A 21,517-nucleotide genomic window follows, 5' to 3' on the forward strand; every position below is an offset into this window, starting at 1 on the left:
AGTACCCCCCCTCCCCGTTCGGCCCGGGTTTCACTCCATTTTTAAGTTGGCCCCACATCCGCCGGCAACCGTGCGCAGGCGCAAAGACTTATTGCCCGATTTCGGTCCGCACCGCAAACAACTCCGGGAAGAACGTCAGTTCCAGCGCGCGCTGCAGGAAGCCGACGCCGGAGGAACCGCCCGTGCCGTGCTTCATGCCGATGGTGCGCATCACGGTTTTCATGTGCCGGAAGCGCCACAGCTGGAAGTTGTCCTCCAGGTCAACGAGCTCCTCGCAGGCCTCGTACAGGTCCCAATGCTCATCCGGGGCTTCGTAGACAATCTTGAACAGCTGCACCAGTTCGGCGTTGAAGACATGTGCCTTGGTGACGTCGCGGTCAAGGATTTCGGCGGGGACGGCAAAGCCGCGCCGTGCCAGCAGGCGCAGGAATTCGTCGTAAACGCTGGAGCTTTCCAGCAGCTCCGCGAGCAGGTTCTGGGCTGCGGGATCCCCGGCGAACACCTTGAGCATGCCAGCGTTTTTGTTGCCCAGCAGAAACTCCACGGCACGGTACTGGTAAGACTGGAACCCGGAGGAGGCGCCCAGATCGCCACGGAACTGTGCGTATTCGCTCGGCGTCAGCGTGGCCAGCACGCTCCACTGCTCCGTCAGGGAGCGCTGGATGTGCTTGATCCGGGCCACGCCCTTCATGGCCGCCCGCAAATTGTCCTCGGCGAGGTACACGCGGACCGCGCGCAGCTCGTGCAGCACCAGTTTCAGCCACAACTCTGAGGTCTGGTGCTGGATGATGAACAGCATCTCATCATGGTGTTCGGGCGTGCTGACGGGCTGCTGGGCGCTGAGCAGCGTATCCAGGGCCAGGTAGCTGCCGTAGCTCATCTTGTCGCTGAAGTCCGTCTCAATGCCGGATTCGATCTTGCGGGTGTTCTTGGGCATGCCTGTTCCTTTTCCCTCAGGTGTTCACCACCAACCCTACGCCCGGCCCAGCAGCCCCAGCGCAAGCTCCCGGCAGACGGCGTACGACGCCGAGCCGACGTCGATCAGGTCCATGTGGCCCCCCGGCACCCTGACGAGCCGCGCGTCTGCGCCCGCCGCCACCGCAGCGGCAACGTAACTTTCGCTCTGGGAGGCGGGGACGTCGGCGTCGTGCACGGCATGGACGGCAAGAACCGGCACGGGCAGGGGAATCGCGGCGAGCGGATCCGCCAGCGCAACGTTCGGCCCCAGCAGCGCCGTCACGGCATTGTTGCTGAGCCCCAGCGCCTGCGCCTGGCCCAGGTTCAGCAGCCCCGATTGACTCACGACGCCGGTCACCGCCACGGCGGGCTGCGCACCCACCGCTCCGGCCGGGAAGGTGGACCGGCCCGCGGCCCAGACGCCCAGCTGCCCGCCGGCGGAATGGCCCAAGGCCACCACGGAGCCAAGGTCCAGGCCGTGCTGGGCGGCCACGATGGCCAGGGCGTCAATGCCCGCGGCAATGTCCCAGAACGTGGTGGGCCAGCCGCCGCCGTTGCCCATCCGCCGGTACTCCAGGTTCCACGCGGCCACCCCGTGCCGGGCCAGATCGGCCGCCAGCGGCGCACCCAGATCGGCCGAGTAGGCGCTGCGCCAGTACCCGCCGTGGATCACCACCACCACCCCTGCCACTCGCGGTCCGGCCGGGAGGTATAGCTCCGCCCATTGCGCCGGATCGGGCCCGTAGGCATGGCGTTGCACGGTGATGTCGCTCATAGTGGAAGCCTACAGTCCTGCCCGCAAGGCATCCGTCCGGGCCCCAGTTTCCGCGGATTTTCCACCAGTCCCGCTCAAACGGTTATGGACCGTCCAGTACAAAATTTTCCGCAGTGGGGAATCATCGGCACGACCCGCGGGTTTGCACCTACATAAGCCAAGGTATTCCCACGACGACAAGGACTAACACCATGAGTTCAACCATGAAGGCCATGACCTACGCACAATACGGCGGCACCGAGGTTCTGGAACAAACCGAACGCCCCACCCCCAAAGTTGCTCCCGGCGCGGTGCTGATTCGCGTCAAGGCGGCAGGGGTCAACCCCGTTGACTGGAAGATCATGTCCGGCGGGCTGGACCCGTACATGGACCTCAACTTCCCCGTCACCCCGGGCTGGGACGTGGCCGGCGTGGTGGAGGCCGTGGGCTTTGACACCCCCGAATTCACGGTGGGCGACGAGGTTTACTCCTACGGGCGCCGCGACACCGTCCAGGGCGGCAGCTTCGCCGAGCTGATCGCGCTGCCGGCAGCCATTGTGGCGCACAAGCCCAAGTCCCTGTCTTGGGAACAGGCGGCCGCCCTGCCGCTGACGGGCATGACAGCCCAGCGCACACTGGATGCCTTGGGCGTGGCAGCGGGCCAAACCCTGTTGATCCACAACGGTTCCGGCAGCGTTGGCCGCACGGCCATCCAACTGGCAGCACTGGCTGGCGCACGCGTCATCGCCACGGGCTCGGCCAGGAACCACAGCCGCCTGCGCGAACTCGGCGCCGAGCCCGTGGAATACGGTGCGGGATTGGTGGAGCGCGTGCGCGCACTGGCCCCCGCAGGGGTGGACGCCGTGGCTGACTTTGCCGGCGGCGTCCTTGAAGACACCTTGGCCCTGCTCAAGGACGGCGGCCGGCACGCATCCATCGCGGACTGGACTGTGCTTGGCCACGGCGGGCAGTACATTTGGGTGCGCCCGGAGGCTGCGGAACTGGAGCGCCTGAGCATGCTGGTTGAGGACGGCAGCCTCAGCGTGGACGTTGCGCAGACGTTCCCCCTGGAGGAAGCTGCCGCGGCGTTCGCGGCCAGCATGTCGGGCCACGGCGCGGGCAAGATTGTGCTCACGCCCTTCACCGCCTAACCCCTTTCCGCCGAACCGCCTTCCGACGCTATCGCAGCAATGGTCAGAAATTTGCGGACGCTATCGCAGTCAGTGCGATAGCGTCCGCAAAAATCCAGCCATTGCCGCGATAGCGTGTGTTGGGGTGGGCAGCGCGGCATCGGCATTGGCGCTACCTTTAAGGGAACCCTCCCGCGAACCCCAAGGAATGCAGTGGCCAAGAAGCCCAAGAGCACCAAGAAGTCCCGATTCGGCAACCCCGCGAAGGCGGCTGCCGACGCGGCCACCCGCGCCGCTGAACGACCGTCGGCCGATGCCCGTTTGGAACGGGCCATGCTGGCCCTGTCGCCGGGCTTTGTCGCCTGGCTGGAATCCCAGGGCCGCCCGAACAAGTCGATCGACATGAGCCTGCTGATCCTGGACGACTTCTTCGACATGTACCGCATTGTGGAGCCGCACATGGACCCCACGGCACTGGTGCCCGCAGCGGTCCAGGAGGTCATGGATGTGACGGCCGACGCCAACCCCGTGGGCGTCATGGGCATGCGCAGCGGCGTGCGCGACTATGTGAACTACCTGGAGTCGATGCGGCTCTGGACCGGCGCACCGGAGGACCTGATTGTTGTCCGGGACGTGTGCCACCAGACTGGCGGTCCCGGCGCGGACTTCGAAAGCGCCGAAGCGGGCCCGGCGGACTGGGAGTTCGCCGATGTCTTCATCCCGGAGCTCAGCCGGGAGGAAATGGTTGAAACGGCCACGACTTCCCCGCTATGGAAGAACACGCAGGCCCTGCTTGCCTGGCTGGGTGAGGGCCGCGAGTTGACCGCCGACGGCGTCATGGACGCGCACCCGGACGCCCTCGCAGCCCTGGCACACCACGGGATGGGCAAGCTCGCAGCCAACGCCACCACGCCCGAGGACGAGCTCGCCGCCCGGTTGGACCTGTATTGGGAACTGTTGAACGTGGTGGGTCTGGTCTCCGTGGCGGACAACTACCTCCGCCCCACCCCGGCCGCGTTGGCCCTTGGCGGCGAGGACGACATGCTCCTGGCCATGCGTGACCTCATGGGCCAATTCATCTACATCATGACCCTGGAAGGTTCCGAGGAAGGCAGCTACGAGGAGTGGCACCTGGACATGGCCGACTGGCTGACGCAGGCCGCTTCCGAGTCCCCGCCCGAGGCCGCGTTGCTCATCCAGGCGCTGGCGGAGCCGGACGCCGCGGACCCGGATGTGCTGGCGATCGCCCAAAACATTGCCCAGTGGGCGCAGGAGGGGCTGGTCACCGTGGGCGAGTTCGTTCAGGTGCCGCCGGCCTGGCGCCCCGATGTTTTCGACATGCTCAAGGACGATTTCCCCATCAAGGCCACAGGCCCCGGCGCTGCGGACCAGATCCAGCCGGGCACCGACTGATTTTCCCTTAAAGTACGACGGCGGCAGGCATCTTCCACACGGAAGGCGCCTGCCGCCGAAAGAACTTTCGAAAGAAGTCAGTGCCCCACCAGCGTGGCCAACTGGTCAAGGGTGTTCTCGTAGCGCTCCTGAACAATCCGGGTGTGCAGCCAGGTATCCACATGGCGCACGCCATCGAGGGACCGCAGCTGGGCCACAATTTGGTTGTAGTCGTGCTGGGAGTCCGCGGCGATGGTTGCCACCATGGAATACCTGCCAATGGTCCGGGCCACAAATTCAACTCCGTCAATGGTGGCCAGCAGGCGCACCACCTCCGGCGACGCATCACCCACCAGTGAGATGCCGCAGCCAAAAACTATTGACCCGGATGTCCCGTTGCGCCGCGCTATGGCCCCAATTTGCATGACGTTGGCGTCAATGAGCCGCAGCGCGCGCGTCCTGCAGGTACTCATGGAAACACCCACGGCCTCCCCAATCTCGGCAAAGCCCATCCGCCCATCCTGCTGCAGGATCCGCAGGATGTCGATGTCCGTCTGGTCCAGGGACAGGCGTTCCAGCACAGGCTCCTCACCGAGGAAAAGGCTGCGGATGACCCGTTCGTAGAGCAGGACGTTGACGCCGGTGACTGCGGGCAGGGCGCTGACAAAGGCCACCGTTTCATACAACTCACCCATGGTGCCCATGCGGACTTCAACCACTATCTGGTGCGACCCTGTGGTTTCGGAAATGTAGACGGCCGAATCCAGCGAATCAATCCCGAGCAGCGCTGCCTCATTGTTGCCGGACACTTGCACGGCCAGGTGGGCCAGCACTTCCAGGCCAAGAACCCGCGGATGCACGGCAGCAATGACCTTCACCTTGCCCGAGCCCAGCAGGTCATTGACCCGGGCGGCCACCAAGGCGCGGTTGCTGCCCACAGACTTCGCCAGGTCGCTGTAGGAGGCCCTCCCGTCGGCTTGCAGCTGCAGTACAAGCGATCTGTCCAAAGTATCCATTCATTCTTTATATCAGCCATCCCCACCGTGCTGACAAATAATTAACAAGTTTGCCGAAATTCCAACATCTTGCACGCACTTACTGGCAAATCCCCTGCAACTTTGGAGAAGATTTTGAGATATGCCAATAATTTGTTGACTTAACGTGCCTTGTGTCACACACTTGAAGGAGACGCTCCTTGCTATGCACCACCCCACCTGGCCTACCTTTCGGACGTCACGGAGTCCGAGTATGTCCGCCAACAAGCCCAAAACGTGGCCTCGTGGAAGTCCACTGGACGCCCGGACTCGCCCGTCGTCGAACTCCCCTAAACCATTCACCCACCCTCCGATTCCCAGGAGAGAAGTTCTTGCGTAAACTCACAGCCTTTGAAAGCCGCCCGTTTGGGCACCGCCCCACCATCGTCACGGCCGGGCTCATCCACACCATGGACCCCGCAACCCCCACCGCCGAGGCGTTCTTGATGATCGGTCCGGAGATTGTGGCCGTCGGATCCCTGGCGCACTGCCGCAGCGTTGCGGCCGGGCACGGCAGCCAGGACCCGGATGTCCGCGACTTTGCCGGGGCCACCATTGTGCCCGGGTTCATTGACGCCCACGCCCATCCCCTCATGTACGGGCAGATGATGAGCTGGGTGGACTGCGGGCCTGACAAGGCCTCCACGATCGGCGAAATTGTGGCCCTGCTCCAGGAGGCGGCCGCGACAATCCCCAACGGCCTGCCCGTGCGCGGCTACGGTTATGAGCACAGGAACCTCCTCGAGGAACGCCACCCCACACGCTTTGAGCTCGACGCCGTCGCCCGTGACCGTGAGGTGTACCTGATGAACGCCTCCGGACATGGCGGCGTGGTCAACTCCTACACCTTTGAGCTCAACGGCATCACCGCCCAGACCCCCAACCCGGACGGCGGCGAGTTCTTCCGCGACGCCAACGGCGAGCTGACGGGTGAACTCTCCGACGCCGCCTGCAACATCCTCACGGGCGTTGACGGGGTCAAGATTGGCCACCACGGACCCAACTTCCACCTGGCCGACGAGCCTGCCGAGCACCTGCGCCAGCTCGGTGTGGCCCAGGAGAGTTTCCTGGCCGGAGGTGTGACAAGCATTGGCGACGCCCAGGTGTCCCGCCGCGAGTTTGACATGTACCTGCGCCTGGCCGCGGCGGACCAGCTCAAGGTTCGTGTGAGCATGTACCTGCTCTCCCACCTGCTCGACGACGCCCTCGACATGGGCCTGCACAGCCAGTTTGGCAACGCCCACCTGAGCTTCGCCGGCATCAAGTTGTACGCCGACGGCACCTTGGGCGGCTGGACTGCCTACTTCCCCGACGGCTATGTGGGCGATCCCTGCCGCACCGGCCAGCTCTACCACGAGCCGACAGCGTACAAGGAGCTGATCCGCAAGGCCCACGCGGCAGGCTTGCAGACAGCAACGCACGCCCAGTCACCCACGGCCATCGAAATGGTCATCGATTCCATCGAATCGGCGCTGGCGGAGCATCCCGACGCCGACGCCCGCCACAGGATTGAACACTGCGGGCTGCCCACGCTTGAGCAGATTGGCCGGATGGCCGCGGCCGGGATCTACCCTGTCAACCAGCCGCAGCACTACTACAACTGGGGCGAAGGCGTGCAGCAGGCCATCGGCACCCCCGGCGAACGGTTCAACCCGCTGGGTGAATTCATTGCCGGCGGGGTCCCCGTCACCATCAGTTCAGACGCCCCTGTGGCCGAGCCCCGCCCCTTGGAAGCCATTCAGGCCGCCGTGACCCGGGTGACCCGCAACGGCCACAAATTGGGTGCCAACAACCTGTGCATCACAGCGGCCGAGGCGCTGGCCGCCCACACCATCAATGCCGCCAAGGCGTTGGGGCGTGAGGATGATCTGGGTTCGCTCGCCGTGGGCAAGAAGGCGGATTTCGCCGTCCTGGCCCACGACCCCCTCACCTTCGCCGCCGATCGAATCTCCTCCATTGGCGTCCTGGCCACCTGGATCGACGGGACCTGCCAGTACACTGCCGATCAGGCTGCTGCCAGCAACCCGGCCCAACAGGTGCCGGCCCACCCCGCTTCCGCCCTTCACACAGTGAATTCCTGACAGGAGAACCCCATGCAGACCCAAGCAACAGAGCTCACCACCGCCGTTGAGAGCATGCCCATCACCGACAACGCCGGTTACTCCATCCTGAAGACGCTGCGCAACTATGGCGTTGACACCATCTTTGGGATTCCAGGCACCCACAACCTTGAGTTTTACCGCCACCTAGCCCCCCTGGGCATGCGTCCGGTCACCACCCGCCACGAGCAGGGCGCGGGCTACGGTGCCGACGGCTGGGCCCAGCAAACAGGTTTGCCCGGTGTTGTCATCACCACTTCCGGCCCCGGCCTGTTGAATGCCCTCTCGGCTGCCGGCACCGCCTACTGCGAGTCACGGCCCCTGATCATCCTCTCTCCCGGTGTCCCCGAGGGCGAGGAGTTTGCCGACATTGGTTCGCTGCATGAAACCAAGGATTCCACGGCGGCTGCCGGAGCCATTGTGGAGTGGAGCCGCCGCGTCCACTCGGCCACCGACGCCGTTGCCGCTATTCACGACGCCTTTGAAATGTTCCGCTATGGCCGCCCGCGCCCCGTGCACATTGAAGTGCCGCTGAACATCTTGGAAAGCGCCTCCGATTGCGACGCTGAGTTGCTTGCGGCCCGGCCGTTGCGCGCCGGCCAGGGCGCCGAGGCGGAAGCCCTAACCACGGCGGCAAAGCTCCTGCGCGAGTCGGCCAGCCCCGTCATTTTGGCAGGCGGCGGCTCCATCCGCGCCGGCGCCCACCTGGCTGCCTTGGCACAGCTGCTGCAGGCACCCGTGGTGACAACTCTCAACGGCAAGGGCAGCTTGCCCGAGTCGCACCCGCTATCCTTGGGCTCGGACATCCGGCTCCCAGCCGCGCAGGACCTGTGCGACGACGCCGACGTCCTGTTGATCATTGGTTCCAAGGTGGGCGAGTCCGAAATGTGGGGTGGCAAGCTGGCCCCTCGCGGCACGGTGATCCGCCTGGACATCCTGGGCTCGCAGGCCAACAAGAACGTCAGCTCGGATGTGGCCCTGATTGGCGATTCGGCCGTGATTGTTGAGCAGCTGATTGCAGAAATTGGTAGCCAGGACCGCCCCGTGGCGGATGTAGCCGCAGTGCGCGCAGCGTTGCGCACCCAGGCCCGGGCCCTGTCCCCGGAGTTGAGCCGCATCGCCGAGGAGGCTGCCTCGGTGGTGCCCGCCAACACCATTGTGGGCGGGGACTCCTCGCAGATCACCTACTTGGGGACGGCGTCGTTCATCCCGCAGGACCACCCACACTCCTTCCTGTACACCCCGGCCTATGCAACGCTGGGGTACGGCCTGCCGGCGTCGATCGGGGCAAAAATTGCCGCCCCGGACCGCCCCGTGGTCTGTATTCTGGGCGACGGCGCGCTCATGTTCGCCGTGCAGGAGCTGATCACGGCCGTGGAGCAGCGCCTGGACCTGGTGGTGGTGTGCGTTGACAATGGCGGCTACGCGGAGATCCGCTCCAACGAGGCCGACCGCGGCATCCCAGCCGTGGGCGTGGACCTGGTCCAGCCCGACTGGGCGGCACTCGCCACAGCCTTCGGCGGCACCGGCCACCGCATCACCGATGCTGCCAGCTTTGCCCCCACCTTGCAGCGGGCAGTCCAGGCCCGCGGCCTGCAGCTACTGCACGTGCCCGTGGAACTGTTCAGCGCCGTCGCACCCTTCACTCCGGAAGGGAACTAGGAAGCCGCCATGACCCTTTCTTCAACGGAACTCGACGCCGGCCCAGCCCTGAACGCCGAGGCCAAGGCCACCGCGCAGGCGTGGATCGATGACAACATGGACAGGCTCTCCGTGTGGCACAAGCACATTTGGGACCTGGCCGAGCCTGCCTGGCGCGAATACAAGTCAGCCCAGTGGTATGTGGAACTGCTGCACGCCGAAGGATTCGCCGTGGAGGCCGGCAGTGCCAACATGCCCACAGCCTTCAGCGCGGAATGGTCCTTGGGCAGCGGCGGCCCCGTGCTGCTCAGCTACGCAGAATACGACGCCGTGCCCGGCAACTGCCAGACCGCCGGCACCGAACCGGCACCCCGTGGCGGTCTGAGCCCCTACGCCCCCGGGCACACCGACCCGCACTCCGCCCTGGGCATCTCCACCCTGGCCGGGTTGCTGGGCACCAAGCACGCCATGGAGGTGCACGGCATTGCCGGCACCTTGAAGTACACGGGCGAGCCCGCCGAGAAGGTGCAGGGCTCCAAAGTAGTCCATGGCCTGCGCGGCTACTACGACGGCGTTGACGCCATTGTCAGCTTCCACCCCTTCTACATGCTGCCGCTGTGCAACACGGCCCGCTGGGACACCCAGTGCGGCAGCTACTACAGCAAGGTGTACACGTTCGTGTGCGACGAGCCGGAGACTTGGCAGCTGTCCGCCAACCCGAACTCACCCATCCCGGCGTCGCACTCGGCCGCGCGGGCTCCGGGCGCCAATGTTGCCTTGATGTCCATGTACACGTCCTCGCGGATCATGCAGGATGCCATGCTGCCCAGCTTTGGCGGCTGGTCTCTCTCCGATGCCATCTTCACCCAGGGCCAGGCAACGGCGGACAACCTGCCGGCCCGCATTGCGCAGATCCAGTATTCCTGGCGCTGCCCCACCCTGGACATGGCCGAGCACGTGCTCACGGTGCTTGACCGCAACGCCGAGCACGCGGCCGCCATGGCGCACTGCCGGCTGGAAACCACCTGGGTGGCCCGCAACCGGCCCGGCCGCACCAACCATGCGCTGGCCCAGGCGCTCTATGACAATCTGGAGCGGGTGGGTGCCCCGCAATATGGTGCCGACGCCATTGCCGCCGCCCAGCAGATCCAGAAAACCCTGGGCCTTGAGCCCATGGACAAGCCGTTCCTGGACGAGTGTGAATCTTTGATCACCCCGCAGGATGCCGAGGCTGCGCTGCGTGAACACTTGGCCCCGTGGCAAAAGAACTGGACCAGTGATGACTATGTGGAGATGACCCACTACGCCCCCACAGTCCGCTTCTACGTGTCCCGGCCGGCGCTGAAGCCCGCTCCCGGACAGGGCGCCTACCCGGGCTGGGTCATGAACGCCCTGGGCGGGATCGCGGCAACCATTGACCCCACCATCGAAGTGGCAGGCAAAACCATTGCCGGCACCTTTGTTGACCTGTTGACCCGCCCCGAGCTGGTGGCGGCGGCCAAGGGCGAATTCGACCGCCGTACGGCCGAAGATCCCATGCCGGCGCTCCTGCCCGTTGACTTCATGCCACCCACGGAATTCGCCTGGCCCGACTATTCGCTGGCCCCCGGCGGCGAGCGAGTCTGGTACCCCAAGGTTGCCGGGCCGTAGTCTTTTGCAGCCTCGTGCCTAGCCTGTGGCGTGGGATGGTTCAACGCTTGTCCATGGGGCATGCTTTGAAGCATCCCGCGCCACAGCCGTTTAGCAGCCCCACCACCATCTTCAAAGAAGAGGACGCCCCCGTGCCCCAAGCATCAGTTCCCAGCAACAGCTCTTCCCTGCGCTACCGGGTCACCAACCCGGCCACCGGCGCCGTCGTCGAAGAGTTCCCCACCGCCACGGACGCCCAGATCCAGGCGGCCCTGGCCCTGTCCGAGCAGGCGTTCAACACCTGGCGTCAGGTCCCCATGGCCGAGCGTGCCGCCGTCGTATCCCGCATTGCAGAGCTGTTCCTGGAGCGCAAGGAGGAGCTGGCCGCCATCATCACCGAGGAGATGGGCAAGCGGCTCGCGGAGTCCGTGGGCGAGGCCGAGTACTGCGCCGAAATTTTCAACTACTACGCGCAGGAGGGCCCTGGGCTGGCTGCGGACCAGCCCATCAAGGCCATCGGCGGCGCGCGGGCGCTCATCCAAAAACGCCCCATTGGCCCGCTGCTGGGGATCATGCCCTGGAACTACCCGTACTACCAGGTGGCCAGGTTTGCGGCCCCCAACCTGGTGCTAGGCAACACCATCATTCTCAAGCACGCAGAGAACTGCCCGCGTTCGGCACAGGCCATCGAGGCGCTCATGCTCGACGCCGGCCTGCCCGCGGGCGCCTACATCAACCTTTTCGCCTCCCACGCGCAGATCGAGACCATCATCTCCGATCCCCGCGTCCAGGGCGTTTCCCTGACCGGTTCCGAGCGGGCGGGGGCAGCCGTGGCCCAAATCGCCGGGCGCAACCTGAAAAAGGTGGTGCTGGAGCTGGGCGGCTCCGACCCCTACATTGTCCTGGCCAGCGACGATGTAAAAGCCTCCGCGCAGGCCGCCTTTGCCACCCGGATGGAGAACGCCGGGCAGGCCTGCAACTCCAATAAGCGAATCATTGTCATGGCTGATATTCACGACGAGTTTGTGCAGGAACTGGCGACCCAGGCTGCCGCCCTGACGCCGGGGAACCCTGTGGAGGGCGACGCCGAAACGTACGTTCCGCTGTCATCCGAGGCTGCCGTGGAGGGCCTGCTGGCCCAGATCAACGATGCTTTAGGGAAGGGTGCAACCCTGCATTCCGGCGGTGTGCGGGCGGATACGCCGGGCTACTACCTGGCCCCCACTGTGCTCAGCGGTGTCACCCCCGCGATGCGCGCGTTCAGCGAGGAGCTCTTTGGCCCCGTGGTAGTTGTTTACAAGGTCTCCAGCGACGCCGAGGCCGTGGCCCTGGCCAACAATTCCGACTACGGCCTGGGCGGTGCGGTATTCAGCCCCGACAGTGAGCGCGCATTGGCTGTGGCACATCAAATCAACTCCGGCATGGTGGCTGTCAACGCGCCCTCCGGCGAGGGTGCCGGCATGCCCTTTGGTGGTGTGAAGCGCTCGGGCTTTGGGCGGGAGTTGGGGCCGCTGGGCATGGAGGAATTCGTCAACAAGCAGCTCCTGTTCGTGGCCCAACCCTGAGACCCTCTCGCAGCAATGGTTGGTTTTTCCCGACGCTATCGCAATGGTGGGCGGCGGGCTAGGCCGGGGTCATGAGCCGGAGACGTTGTTGGGGATCGCTGGCCAGATCCACGCAGGTCCAGGCCATGGCCAGTGCCCCGTCCCAGACGACGCGGTCCCCCTGCACCGAGGCTGCAACATCAGCAAAGGAGCTGTCGTGGATACCCGGGCAGCCCTCCCCCAAGCTGATCATGGGGTGGATGGTGGGATAGGCGTGCGAAACATTCGCCATGTCGGTGGAGCCGCCGCGCCTTCCGGCAGGTTTGAGCGGCCGGCCCAGACGCGCCGAATTTGCGCCAAACAACCCGGCCATGGCGGTGTCGGTGCGCAGCTCCGCGTAAATGGGGCCGTGCTGGACCATCTCCAGCCGGGCTCCCGTTGCCAGCGCACCAGCTTCCATGCAACGCGTCAGAACAGCTGTGGCCCGAGCCAGTGATTCAACATCGTGGGCACGGACCATCCACTCGCCCGCGGCATGATCGGGGATGACGTTGGGCGCGGTGCCGGCGGAGTCAATGTAGCCGTGAATTTGCTGGCCGGGTTCCAACTGCTGCCGCGCCAAGCCCACCGCTGTCATAGCAACCGTCATGGCGTCCAGCGCATTGATGCCCTCCCACGGGCTCGCCGATGCATGGGCTCCCCTGCCAAAATACTGGATCTGATAGCCGGCACAGGCATAGGGGAGCATTTCCAGTTCATCAACATCCCCGGGATGGATCATCATGGCCGCGTGCGTGCCTGCAAAATCCCCCTGCTCCAGCATGAGGACTTTGCCACCGCCATTTTCCTCCGCCGGAGTGCCCAGGAGCCGCACTGTCAGACCTAGGACATCCGCCACAGGTGCCAAGGCAATGAACGCCCCCAAGGCCGCCGCGGCAATGACATTGTGACCGCAGGCGTGTCCCAAGCCGGGAAGGGCATCGTATTCGGCACAAATGGTGAGCACCAGTGGCCCGTTTCCCACCTCCGCCCGCAACGCAGTGGGCAGCGAACCAAGACCTGCCTGCACCCGTGAGCCCGGCACCGCAGCAAGCTCCTGCGCCAACCACTGAACGGCTTGGAATTCCTCGAAGCCCAGTTCCGGGTTCTCATGGAGATTGTGACTGAAAGCCAACACCCGGGGCAGATTCTCCCGCAGTGTTTGTTCGGCCAGGGCTTTGTGGTCAGGGGCGTTCTGCAAGGTCAAGGGCATACTTTCCGTAGGTTTTGGCGGGCCTGCTCCATTGCAGCCGTGCTACAGCACTTTGGCTAGGAAAGACTTGGTGCGCTCATGCTGGGGGTTTCCCAGCACCTCGTGGGGATCGCCTTGTTCAACAATGACACCGTTGTCCATGAAGACCACAACGTCGCCCATTTCGCGTGCAAACCCCATCTCGTGGGTAACAACTATCATCGTCATGCCGTCCCGTGCCAGTTGCTTCATCACGTCCAGCACCTCACCCACCAGTTCGGGGTCCAAGGCGGACGTGGGTTCGTCAAAGAGCATGACTTCGGGTTTCATGGACAACGCCCTGGCAATGGCCACCCGTTGTTGCTGCCCGCCGGAGAGCTGCGAGGGGTAGTTATCCATCCGGTCGGCGAGGCCAACTTTCTTCAACAATTCCTCGGCGTGCGCCTGCGCATCCTTTTTGCTCATCTTGAGCAGTTTGATGGGCCCAAACATCACGTTTTCCTTGGCCGTCATGTGGCCAAAGAGGTTGAATGACTGGAACACCATCCCAATCTTGGAGCGGCGCCTGTTGATCTCCAGCTGTGACGCCTCCCTGAGCCTGTCGCCGTGCACGTCGTAGCCGATCATGCGCCCGCCCACGGTGATGGCCCCGGATGTTGTCATCTCCAGATGGTTGACGCACCGCAGCAGGGTCGACTTCCCGGACCCGGAAGGACCAATCAGGCACACCACCTGCTGCTCTTCAACCGTCAGGTTGATGCCTTTGAGGACTTCCACCGGGCCAAAGCTCTTATGGACGTTGAGAAATTGCACTGTGGACATTATCTTTGGGCCTTTCCAAGCAGGAGGGCGTTGCCTTTGGAGTACTTCTTTTCCAGCCGGGACTGGCCAAGGGTCAAAATGGTGGTCAGCAGGATGTACCAAAGGCTGGCGACGATGAGCAGCGGGATCTGCTTGAGATTCTGGGCGTAAATCTGTTGGGTGTTGTACAGCAGGTCGCCCACACCGATAACTATCACCAGCGATGTGGTTTTCAGCATGGAGATGACCTCATTGCCCACGGGCGGGATGATGACCTTCATGGCCTGTGGGATCACCACGAACCTCAGGGTGCTCATATGGCTAAAGCCCATGGCTCGGGATGCCTCCGACTGGCCGGGCGAAACACTGAGCAGGCCGGCCCGCACAATTTCCGCCATGTAGGCGCCCTCGTTCAAGCCAAGCCCGAGGATTGCTGCGGCAAAAAGCGGGATCAGGTCATTGGTGTTCCACTCAACAAAGGTTGGACCCCAGGGGATTCCCAAGCCAATCGTGGGAAAAAGGACTGCAGCGAAGCCCCAAAACAGCAGCTGGACAAGGAGCGGCGTCCCACGGAAGAACCAAATGTAGGCGCCGGAGACGCCGCGCAGCAGCCAGTTGTCCGACATGCGCATGACAGCCACCACCAGCCCCACAACAAAGCCGATCACCATGGCGATGATAGTCAGTTCCAGGGTGACCACCAGGCCGCCCAGGATGCGCTTGTCAAAGAGATACTTGCCCACAGTGGGCCAGCCAAATCCCGGGTTGGTGAACAGGACGTAGACACCGTAAACAATGGCGAACAGCACCACAACAACGGCAACAAGCTGGCCCGGTCGGCGCCGCTTGAGGATCGGCTTGGTGGTCAGGGATAAGAAATCGTGGGAGCGGCCCACCGGGATATCCACTACTGGTTCAGCCATCTAGCTCGCCACCGTCGGGTTGATCTCTGAAGACTCGATCGATGAGGGGGCCAGATTCCAGGCCCCCATGATCTTGCCATATGTGCCATCATCCATGAGTGACTGGATGGCTGCCTGGAAGGCCTTGGCCAGTTGTCCGTCACCCTTGGCCATCGCCACGCCCACCAGGGACGGATCCACCAGGATGGAGTCGATCTGGGCAAACGCCTCCGGCTGGATCTGGGAGTAGTAGGCCGTCAATGCGTTATCGGCCAGCATGGCCTGGGCCCGGTTGGAGGCGATGGCTTGGTTGGCACTGTCCTGCTGCGGGAGCAGGAGGGGCGTGATGGGTTCTTTTCCGGCGTCGATGCAGGCTTTTTCAAAGGCCGGCATCACTGTCAATGCCTGGGTTGTACCGGTTTGTGCCGTCACAGTCTTGCCGCACAAATCAAGCTGCTCGCGGAAGTCCCCCTCGGTGCCCCGCTTGACGATCACTGAGGTGCCACCCTTCATGTAGCTGACCATGTCCACCACGGCAGTCCGGTCCGGCGTGATGGAGAAGGCTGCCCAAGAGGCGTCGAAGCGCTTGGATTGCAGGCCTGCAAGAATTCCGTTGAAATCGCCCTTGCTGATCTCAATTTTGATGCCCATCTTGTTGGCCACAGCTAAAGCCATATCCGGCTCCAGGCCAATGATGTTGCCGTTATTGTCGGTGAAATCGATGGGAGCGTAGGTGGGGTCGGTCACCAGCTTCATGGTTCCAGCGGCCTTGATATTCGCTGGCAGCAACGCCTGCACGGCGGCATCGGCTTGGACAGCCTTGGCCGCGTCCTGACCTCCCCCTCCCAGGACTTGGGCTGTGCCGCCCGATGAGTTGGCCACCGGCTCCGGGGCCTCCGAATTGGTGCAGCCGGAAGCGGTGAAGACCAATGCGGCGCATGAGATGACCAGTACTGTCCTGGTCACGAGGGTGTTCTTATTCATCAGGTCTCCAGGGGGGAAATGTAGAGTTGTGTAAATAATATGTGTAACTTATTATTTATGTGACAGGGAACACTGTCAAGCTTTCAGTTGGACCAACTTACGGTTTACTGAAAACTGATCGGGCAGGCAGTGGCCCGATCGAAGGCACGCCAAGCAGCATCCGCGGGTGGGCATCCAACCGTTGAACTCCAAGGGGGACACCATGAAGCAAGAGTCACGCAAGCGGACTCACGCCGTGACGGATGAGGCCATTGCAGAGCGCCGCGAAACCATCGTGGCCCATGCTGCGGGCATCATCGCCAAGAAGGGCGTGGATCGCTGCACCTTTGGTGCGGTTTCCGAATCCACCAGCTTCAGCGTGGGAATGATCCAGCACTACTTCCGGACCCGCGAGCGCCTGGTCCTTGCCACAGTGGAATACCGGACCAGCGCCTCGGTGCGGGAATGGCAAAACATCCATTCGGCTGGCACGGGCACCTTGGAGCGACTGTACGATCTGCTGACATTCGCCGTCGAGGGTGAAACAAGCTTTGAGCAGGCTTGGGGGTTCTGGATCGAGGTTTATTCGGCTGCGCACAAGGATGAGAACATCCGGGCGCACGTGGCGAAGGCGCTGCTGGCCTGGCGGGGCATCTTTGAAGCGACCCTCGATGAAGCCGTCCAGGAAGGGCTCATCCGCCCCTTCCACGATCCGGAGGTGCTGGCCACGCTCCTGCTTGCGGTGGTTGACGGGCTGGCCATCCAAACACTCAGCGGCATTTACAACCACAGCCCGGCGAAAATGATCGAAACCCTCAGGCGCTTCGCGGCCCATGAATTTGGCATTGACGAACAAGATTTTGTCAGCCACAAACCACACGCCGCGGCAGCCGCGCACTAACCGTTGCCCGACCCACCCACCACTTCCCAAAGGACGTCATGACTGAGATTGCCACCGCATCGTTGCACACCCACCGTTTTGCCGACCGGGCTGATGGCTACCACCCGTCCCCCGTACGTGAAGTTTTTGAAGTCTCCATGCAGCCCAACATGATTTCCCTGGCCGGCGGCAACCCTGACCTGACCGGCCTACCCATTGGGCAGATTGCGGATATGGCGCACACCGTCATTTCCGAGCACGGCCTAGACGCCCTGCAGTACGGTTCGGGCGCCGGCACCCCCGAGCTGCAGGCCCTGATCTGCCAGGTCATGGCCGTGGAAGGCATCACGGCCCAGCCGGAAAACGTCCAGGTGACGTCCGGTTCGCAGATGGGCCTTGAACTCATCACCAAGCTGTTTTGCAATCCCGGGGATGTCATCCTGGCCGAGGGACCCACCTATGTGGGCGCCCTGGGAACCTTCGAAGGATTGCAGGCCGACGTCGTCCAAGTCGCCATGGATGAGAAGGGGCTGGTTCCGGAGCTGCTCCAAACAACCATTGACTCACTCACGGCGGCCGGGAAAACCATCAAGTTTCTGTACACCATCCCCAACTTCAATAACCCGGCCGGAATCACTCTTGCCGTGGAGCGGCGCCAGCGCATTGTGGACATCTGCCGAGCCGCGAATGTGGCCATCGTTGAGGACAACCCCTATGGGCTGCTGAGTTTTGACGGCTCCTACACGGCCGCCCTGCACACCCTGGATCCCGAGAACGTGATTTACCTGGGCTCGTTTTCAAAGATTTTTTCACCGGGGTTGCGTGTGGGCTGGGTTCTTGCCCCCGACGAGGTGCGCCGGCGCCTCCAGCTGGCGGCCGAGGCAACCACGATCTGCCCCTCAGTGCTGAGCCAGATGCTGGTGGAAAGCTACATCACCGGATTCGACTGGCGCCAGCATGTCAGGGAAGCCTGCCTGATCTATGCCAGGCGGTGCGACGCCGTCATGACCGCCCTGGCGGAGTTCATGCCTGCCGGCACCACCTGGACCAGGCCAAGCGGCGGATTCTTCACCTGGATCACCCTGCCTGAGGGAATTTCAACGGATGCCCTGCTTCAGCCGGCCATTGCCTCCGGCGTGGTCTTTGTCCCGGGCAGCGCCTTTTTTGCCCATTCCGCAGGAGAAAACCAACTGCGCGTGGCCTTCTCCTTTGAAACGGAGGAAGCGCTGCGTGAGGGTGTCCGCCGGCTGGGTACGGCCATGAAGACCCTGCGCTAGCCGTTGCTGCGCGAGCGTTGAGCAAAAACCAACCATTGCTGCGAGAGGGTTTGATGCGGGCGCAACGGCGTCACGCTGCTGGCCCGGGGCAGCCAACGGAGCGTGCGGAGAGGTCAGCCGCCAAACGCCTGGCCGGGCCGCTCGTGGTACCCCTCCCGGACATGCGAATAGTCGCGCGCCGTTTTCGCGAGGCCAGCTTCATTGAATGTCAGGACTGTGCAACCGTAAACCGTTGTTGGCTGGCCGTTGATATGGATGACGGCCCAATATTCGACGTACGCTCGGCCCCCGTCCACGGCAGGTTCATCGAACCAGGTTTCAGCGGGCTGGGTCTCTTCGGCGAAGCATTGCTCCAGGTACTTGCGTAGGCCGTTGCGCCCCCGCAATGGCCTGAACATGGAAGCCCAGTGGTCACCGTCTTCGGCTTGCAGTTCCGCAATGGCTTCGACGTCTTTGATTGGCCAGGCCGCGGCCCACGTCCGTGCCCACCGTTGCGCCGCTTCGATGGTTTGCATGCAGGTCTCCTTTGACATCGCTGGTCAGCCGCCGGCCGCGACGAGCTCAATTTCGAAGCCGTCGGAGTTCACCAGATACGCGGCATAGTGGTCCGGACCGCCTGCGTGGGGAAACTTCTCCGCAAAGAGGGGCTGCCAGCCGTTGGCCTGGCCGTCAGCCATCAGGGCGTCGACCCGTTGCCTGCTTCCGGCATGAAATGCCAGGTGATTCAAACCCGGCGCCGTTCGTTGATGTTCGTTGCTGCTCAGCGCTGGCGATTCCTCGACGACGATGTAGGTGGCACCGCGCCGCCAACTGGTCCCCTGGTCCCAGTCTTGATCCGTGACGTATCCCAAACTGCCTAGGATCCAGCCCCATTCTGCCTTGGCGCGTTGAAGGCTTGGCACCCACAGCTCTACATGGTGCAGGGCACCCATTGAATCGTCGTCCACTTCATCAGTCTCACACACCGGGGCTCGCCGCAGTGGGAGCGGATTCGCAGGGACGGTCCGTGGCCTACATCCCTGACACGGTGTAGCTCCTTTTGGTGCCGGCCGTGGCATGACCCCAACCCGGTCACACATCCGGGATTGACGTGGCCCGCGAGCAATCCCAATGCCGCAGTCAGTCTACTGACCTGGGCTCCGGAGGCGGACGAGCGGGACCGGATTGACTACGTTTTCCACCTTCCCGACGCTCGTTTGAAGCTGAAGGACGCATCCGTCGTTGGACCGCGGGAAACTATTGTGCGGAACCGGCGGGTCCTTGAGTCCGGAAAAGACCCGTTCGTGCTGGCCGTCGCGCAGTGGCCAACGGACCACAAGGGTGTTCTGGCGAGCTACACAGTACGCGGATAGGTCTTTCCCTGTGTACCTGTAACCAGCTGGTTGCTGGTGCACAGACCCGTGCCGCCCGCGGCTCGGCTCTTCCTCGCTGCATGAATCCGCCGTAGGTTCGCACGTGGGCTGCGTAGGTAAAACAAACGCTGGGAGGCTGTGCTCATGTCACGGATCATTCGCTTCGACCACGTCGGTGTCACCGTTCAAGATCTGGAGAAGGTAGCGGCGTTCTTCGTCGGACTCGGGCTCGACATCGAGGGCCGGACCTTCGTGGAGGGCGAGTTCATCGACACCGTCATAGCGATCCCTGATTCGCGCACGGAGATCCTCATGTTGCGAACGCCCGACGGCGGCACGGCAGTGGAGCTGTCCCGCTTCGTCCGGCCTGACCCCGTGGAGGGCTCGGCCGCCGCCATGGCCAACGAGCTCGGGCTGCGCAGTTTGTCCTTCGAGGTCGATGATCTCCAAGGACACGTCGATCGCATGGCCGCTGAGGGCTACGGGCTGGTCGGCGGCATCGGCCAGTACGAGGACGTTTGGCGCATGGCGTACGTGCGCGGCCCGGAGGGGATCATTGTGGCTTTGGCGCAGCGGCTCGGCTGACCGCGTCGTGGCGGCAACGCACGGCTTCTTCCGGGCAGTCAGCCGAACCCGACCATACAGGCACTGCGGGTTTGCGTTGGCGGAGGCCCCAGCGGCGCACCTTTCGTTCCGGAAAAAACGGCGCCGGCTATGACTTTGAACCTCACCCCCATGCGCCGTAAGGGGGTCCCTGATGAAACCCCTTTTGGTCGCAGACTCCCTCGTGACGTCGGGACATGATGATATATGAAAGGAGAGCAAGAAGAACCATCGCGGGAGCACGGTCGAACCATCCCCGGTACTCAGCGGACATCAAGTCCAGCGCCGCAGTAACGATAAACCTTGGAAGGGATACCACCATGGAGTACGCACACCTTGGCCGCACCGGCTTGGACGTGAGCAGGATCGCCCTGGGCTGTATGAGCTATGGAAACCCGGGTGCCGGGCTGCACCAATGGACCCTAAACGAGGACGCTTCCCAGCCGTTCTTCCGCCAAGCCGTTGAACTCGGCGTGACGTTCTGGGACACCGCGAACGTCTACCAGCGCGGCAGCAGCGAGGAGTTCGTTGGGCGCGCCATCAATCGCTATTCTCGCCGGGAGGACACCGTCCTCGCCACGAAGGTCAGCGGCAAAATGCACGACGGCCCCGGCGGACACGGGCTCTCCCGTAGGGCGATCCTTGAGCAGGCGGATGCCTCCCTGCACCGCCTGGGCACCGACTACATCGACGTCTACTACATCCACCGTTTCGACCCGATGTGCCGGTCGAGGAGACGATGGAGACCCTGCACGACGTCGTCACGGCGGGCAAGATCCGCCACCTAGGTGCCTCGTCCATGTTCGCGGGGCAGTTCGCGAAACTGCAGGCTGCGGCTGCTGTTGGTGGCTGGACTCCGTTTTCCGCAATGGAGGATCAGTACAATCTGCTCAAGCGCGAGGAAGAAAGGGAAATGATTCCGATGTGCGCCGATATGGGTGTCGGCCTGACCCCGTACTCCCCGCTCGGGAAGGGCAGGCTGACCCGGCCATGGGGTGCGCAGACCAACCGTGCGGACTCGGATGCCGTAGCCAGAACCTTCGACTCGCCCGTCGATGAACCCATCGTCAATGCAGTGCGAGACGTTGCCGACGCCCGTGGCCTTCCCAAGGCCCAGGTTGCCTTGGCCTGGGTGCTCCACAACCCCGTCGTGGCCTCGTCCATCGTCGGCGCCACCAAACCCCACCACCTGGTCGATGCAGTTGCCGCGCTCAACGTGAAGCTCACCGAAGACGAGGTCACACTGTTGGAGCAACGGGATGTGCCACAGGTCCCCTATTGGTACTAGCCTGATCCGCTACCCGGTCGCATCCAGGCCACACCGAATT

18 protein-coding genes and 1 pseudogene are annotated in these 21,517 nt (G+C 63.5%); 10 read left to right on the forward strand and 9 right to left on the reverse strand.

What is annotated here, in order from left to right; all coding sequences use genetic code 11:
* Nucleotides 1–88: 88 nt before the first annotated feature.
* Together kynA and ACX80Q_RS01335 are read right to left on the reverse strand one after the other, a co-directional pair.
* Nucleotides 89–937 carry a tryptophan 2,3-dioxygenase gene (gene kynA / locus ACX80Q_RS01330; RefSeq protein WP_459328718.1) on the reverse strand — a complete coding sequence of 283 codons (849 nt, stop codon included), beginning with the start codon at nt 935–937 and terminating at the stop codon, nt 89–91.
* Nucleotides 938–973: 36 nt separating this feature from the next.
* Entirely contained in the window at nt 974–1,723 is a 750-nt protein-coding gene (locus ACX80Q_RS01335; RefSeq protein WP_459328932.1) for an alpha/beta hydrolase family protein, read from the reverse strand.
* A 212-nt stretch (nt 1,724–1,935) separates the two neighbouring features.
* On the opposite strand from ACX80Q_RS01335, the gene ACX80Q_RS01340 reads away from it, so the two are divergent.
* Together ACX80Q_RS01340 and ACX80Q_RS01345 are read left to right on the forward strand one after the other, a co-directional pair.
* A complete protein-coding gene (locus tag ACX80Q_RS01340; RefSeq protein ID WP_459328933.1) occupies nt 1,936–2,862 on the forward strand; it encodes an NADP-dependent oxidoreductase in 927 nt (308 codons plus the stop codon).
* 192 nt (nt 2,863–3,054) lie between these two features.
* The gene (locus tag ACX80Q_RS01345) at nt 3,055–4,254 is read left to right on the forward strand and encodes a hypothetical protein (RefSeq protein WP_459328719.1); all 1,200 of its coding nucleotides are present in this window, start codon (nt 3,055–3,057) and stop codon (nt 4,252–4,254) included.
* A 77-nt stretch (nt 4,255–4,331) separates the two neighbouring features.
* Here ACX80Q_RS01345 and ACX80Q_RS01350 read toward each other — a convergent pair whose 3' ends face one another.
* On the reverse strand, nt 4,332–5,249 hold the full coding sequence (locus ACX80Q_RS01350; protein ID WP_459328720.1) for an Lrp/AsnC family transcriptional regulator: 918 nt from the start codon (nt 5,247–5,249) through the stop codon (nt 4,332–4,334).
* A gap of 350 nt (nt 5,250–5,599) precedes the next feature.
* Here ACX80Q_RS01350 and ACX80Q_RS01355 point away from each other — a divergent pair, with 350 nt between their 5' ends.
* From ACX80Q_RS01355 to ACX80Q_RS01370, 4 genes are all read left to right on the forward strand, one after another.
* Nucleotides 5,600–7,348, forward strand: a complete 1,749-nt coding sequence (locus ACX80Q_RS01355) for an amidohydrolase (protein WP_459328721.1) — start codon at nt 5,600–5,602, stop codon at nt 7,346–7,348.
* A 12-nt stretch (nt 7,349–7,360) separates the two neighbouring features.
* The gene (locus ACX80Q_RS01360) at nt 7,361–9,028 is read left to right on the forward strand and encodes a thiamine pyrophosphate-binding protein (RefSeq protein ID WP_459328722.1); all 1,668 of its coding nucleotides are present in this window, start codon (nt 7,361–7,363) and stop codon (nt 9,026–9,028) included.
* Between the two features lie 9 nt (nt 9,029–9,037).
* Nucleotides 9,038–10,657, forward strand: a complete 1,620-nt coding sequence (locus ACX80Q_RS01365; RefSeq protein WP_459328723.1) for a zinc-binding metallopeptidase family protein — start codon at nt 9,038–9,040, stop codon at nt 10,655–10,657.
* Between the two features lie 131 nt (nt 10,658–10,788).
* Nucleotides 10,789–12,201, forward strand: coding sequence for an NAD-dependent succinate-semialdehyde dehydrogenase (locus ACX80Q_RS01370; protein WP_459328724.1), 1,413 nt, complete (start codon nt 10,789–10,791; stop codon nt 12,199–12,201).
* A 58-nt stretch (nt 12,202–12,259) separates the two neighbouring features.
* Here the strand turns inward: ACX80Q_RS01370 and ACX80Q_RS01375 are convergent, their stop codons facing one another.
* Genes ACX80Q_RS01375 through ACX80Q_RS01390 form a run of 4 tightly spaced genes read right to left on the reverse strand, consistent with a single transcriptional unit; the run spans nt 12,260 to nt 16,098 of the window.
* Entirely contained in the window at nt 12,260–13,426 is a 1,167-nt protein-coding gene (locus tag ACX80Q_RS01375) for an amidohydrolase (protein WP_459328725.1), read from the reverse strand.
* A gap of 48 nt (nt 13,427–13,474) precedes the next feature.
* Nucleotides 13,475–14,233: an amino acid ABC transporter ATP-binding protein gene (locus ACX80Q_RS01380; protein ID WP_459328726.1), complete on the reverse strand. Its 759-nt coding sequence runs from the start codon at nt 14,231–14,233 to the stop codon at nt 13,475–13,477.
* Entirely contained in the window at nt 14,233–15,135 is a 903-nt protein-coding gene (locus tag ACX80Q_RS01385) for an amino acid ABC transporter permease (RefSeq protein WP_459328727.1), read from the reverse strand. Before ACX80Q_RS01385 ends, ACX80Q_RS01380 begins: the two co-directional genes overlap by 1 nt.
* Nucleotides 15,136–16,098, reverse strand: coding sequence for an ABC transporter substrate-binding protein (locus ACX80Q_RS01390; RefSeq protein WP_459328728.1), 963 nt, complete (start codon nt 16,096–16,098; stop codon nt 15,136–15,138).
* Between the two features lie 202 nt (nt 16,099–16,300).
* On the opposite strand from ACX80Q_RS01390, the gene ACX80Q_RS01395 reads away from it, so the two are divergent.
* Both ACX80Q_RS01395 and ACX80Q_RS01400 read left to right on the forward strand, forming a co-directional pair.
* Nucleotides 16,301–16,978, forward strand: a complete 678-nt coding sequence (locus tag ACX80Q_RS01395; RefSeq protein ID WP_459328729.1) for a TetR/AcrR family transcriptional regulator — start codon at nt 16,301–16,303, stop codon at nt 16,976–16,978.
* 38 nt (nt 16,979–17,016) lie between these two features.
* Complete coding sequence (locus ACX80Q_RS01400) at nt 17,017–18,234, forward strand: aminotransferase-like domain-containing protein (RefSeq protein WP_459328730.1); 1,218 nt, start codon at nt 17,017–17,019, stop codon at nt 18,232–18,234.
* Nucleotides 18,235–18,347: 113 nt separating this feature from the next.
* Here the strand turns inward: ACX80Q_RS01400 and ACX80Q_RS01405 are convergent, their stop codons facing one another.
* Entirely contained in the window at nt 18,348–18,749 is a 402-nt protein-coding gene (locus tag ACX80Q_RS01405) for a nuclear transport factor 2 family protein (protein WP_459328731.1), read from the reverse strand.
* Nucleotides 18,750–18,773: 24 nt separating this feature from the next.
* Nucleotides 18,774–19,181, reverse strand: coding sequence for a VOC family protein (locus tag ACX80Q_RS01410; RefSeq protein WP_459328732.1), 408 nt, complete (start codon nt 19,179–19,181; stop codon nt 18,774–18,776).
* A gap of 549 nt (nt 19,182–19,730) precedes the next feature.
* On the opposite strand from ACX80Q_RS01410, the gene ACX80Q_RS01415 reads away from it, so the two are divergent.
* Together ACX80Q_RS01415 and ACX80Q_RS01420 are read left to right on the forward strand one after the other, a co-directional pair.
* Nucleotides 19,731–20,171 carry a VOC family protein gene (locus tag ACX80Q_RS01415; RefSeq protein WP_459328733.1) on the forward strand — a complete coding sequence of 147 codons (441 nt, stop codon included), beginning with the start codon at nt 19,731–19,733 and terminating at the stop codon, nt 20,169–20,171.
* 398 nt (nt 20,172–20,569) lie between these two features.
* A pseudogene (locus ACX80Q_RS01420) lies at nt 20,570–21,477 on the forward strand (aldo/keto reductase).
* The last annotated feature ends 40 nt before the right edge of the window (nt 21,478–21,517 follow it).

Source organism: Arthrobacter sp. HLT1-20, assembly GCF_054510895.1.